Consider the following 2,077-nt stretch of genomic DNA (forward strand, 5'->3'; position numbering starts at 1 on the left):
CGTTGGACTTCGAATCCACAGGTCGCGAGTTCGAATCTTGCTAGGTGCACCAATACCAAGGAGTTAAGGGAATAGGGTAATATATTTACCCCTCTTTTTACCCCTTATAGCTTTTTATAAAGCTTTTTTACCCTAAAATTACCCTTTAAAAATAAAAATTTAAGTGTAATTTTGATATAAAAAAAGAGCGTATAAATTAATTAACGCTCATTGATATATATAAATCATTTAATTTATTAGAAACAGTTTCTTTCATATTATCAAGTACATGGGTATAGGTGTCTAATGTAGTTGATATATTACTATGACCAAGTATAGTTTGAACAGTTTTAGGATTTTCACCAAGTTCAAATAATCTAGTCGCAAATGTATGTCTTAAATCATGGAACTTTCTAGCTGATAAATTATTTTTTTCTAATACTTTCTTAAATTCTTTTCTTACTCTACTACTATCTAAGAAATTACCAAAGCTATTACAGAATACAAGATTATTATTTTTATAAATATTAGCAAGTAAAAGTCTATTTTTAGATTGAGTTACTTTATATTGTTTTAATTTATCTTTTAGGAATGAAGGAATAGGAATTGTACGAATACTATTTATTGTTTTAGGAGTTTGAATAGAAATACTCCCTTTACCTCTTCCAGTAGAATCAACTGGAGCTATATATTTAGCCGTCTTATTAACTGAAATAGTATTACTATTAAAATCAATATCATTCCAAGTTAAAGCCAATAGTTCTCCTTGCCTCATTCCAGTATTAAGAGCCGTTATAAATAGTAATTCAAAATCATGTCCTTGTATAGCTTTTAAAAATTGATTTTGTTCATCAAGTGTAAAAGGATTTATTTTATTCTTACTATTTAACTTTTCCTCTTCTTTTTTAGTAGGCAGCACTATTGCTTTGGTGAAATCTTTGATAATTAAATTATTATTATAAGCATATCTAAGGCTAGGAGCTATTATTTTATTTAATTGAATAACAGTAGTTACTGAAATGCCTTTTTTAATTAAAGAGTTATAATATTTTTGAATATCAGTTTGTGAAATATCTTTAATTTTTAATCTTGATAGCTCACTATCTTTAATATAATTTCTATAAAGACCCTCATACCTTTCTTTGGTAGAGGGTTTTTTATTTATAAAATTAACTTCAAATAACCAGTTAGTAAAGAAATTTTCAAAACTCTCTTTATTATCTTTTACATTATGGTCAAGTTCATAGGTGATCTCTTTAATTTTTTTATTTAATTCTTTTACAGTAGAGCCGTATAAATCCTTAGGAGCTTTTAAGTTCTTATGCCTTAATCTAAAGAAATAATATTCTTTACCATTTATAACTCTTTTTCTAAAAGTTGTTTTTGCCATAATAAAAACCCTCTCTTAAATTGAAATTATTTTTTAGATAATTTAAATACTTCAAATTCAAATAAATCAATTAGTTTATTAATTATTTCTTTTTTTTCATCTTGAGTGATATTACTTGCATCAATATTTTTATTAGTATAATTATGAGTAAATTCTAAAATTACATCAAATAAATATTGAGGAATTGAAAGGCCTAAATAAGCCATATCTTTATCTTTTTGAATATTAGAGTTTTGAAATTCTTCTATTTTCTTTAAATCACTCGGTGTCATTGCTGATATATCAAGTGGAAGTCCTTCATTTGCATAATATTTTTCAATAAATTTTTTATATTCCTCATTTATATTTGCATTAATTAATTCTTTAATTTTTTCATCAGTTAAATATTCATTTTCAGAATTTAATAATGCAATATTTTTTGCCATAAAAAGTTCTGTATTTTTACCACCAGCAAATGAAGTATTTATAGAAAAATTAGTAGAATAAATTTCGTTTATAAATTTACTAAAAGGGATATTTAAAGCTTTTGATATTTTTACTAACATTTCAGAATTTGGAGTACGCCTATTATTTTCATAATTTTGAATAGTTATAGTACTTACACCTAAAATAGTTGCTAATTCTTTTTGAGTTAGTTTTGATTTTTTTCTAAGTTGCTTTAATTTTTGACCTATATCCAATATAAACACCTCTTTCTATATATATTTT

2 protein-coding genes are annotated in these 2,077 nt (G+C 24.6%); both read right to left on the reverse strand.

Features of this window, described 5'->3' with window-relative positions:
• Positions 1-196: 196 nt before the first annotated feature.
• On the reverse strand, positions 197-1,369 hold the full coding sequence (locus tag Q4E08_RS12085) for a site-specific integrase (RefSeq protein WP_303131274.1): 1,173 nt from the start codon (positions 1,367-1,369) through the stop codon (positions 197-199).
• Between the two features lie 26 nt (positions 1,370-1,395).
• The gene (locus Q4E08_RS12090) at positions 1,396-2,049 is read right to left on the reverse strand and encodes a helix-turn-helix domain-containing protein (protein ID WP_303131277.1); all 654 of its coding nucleotides are present in this window, start codon (positions 2,047-2,049) and stop codon (positions 1,396-1,398) included.
• Positions 2,050-2,077: the final 28 nt, after the last annotated feature.

The organism is Clostridium sp., from assembly GCF_030532265.1.
Classification (GTDB): Bacteria; Bacillota; Clostridia; order Clostridiales; family Clostridiaceae; genus Clostridium.

Excerpts from the sequence above, each read along its gene's own strand:
- Q4E08_RS12085 (WP_303131274.1), bottom strand. The coding sequence starts at position 1,369 with ATGGCAAAAACAACTTTTAGAAAAAGAGTTATAAATGGTAAAGAATAT.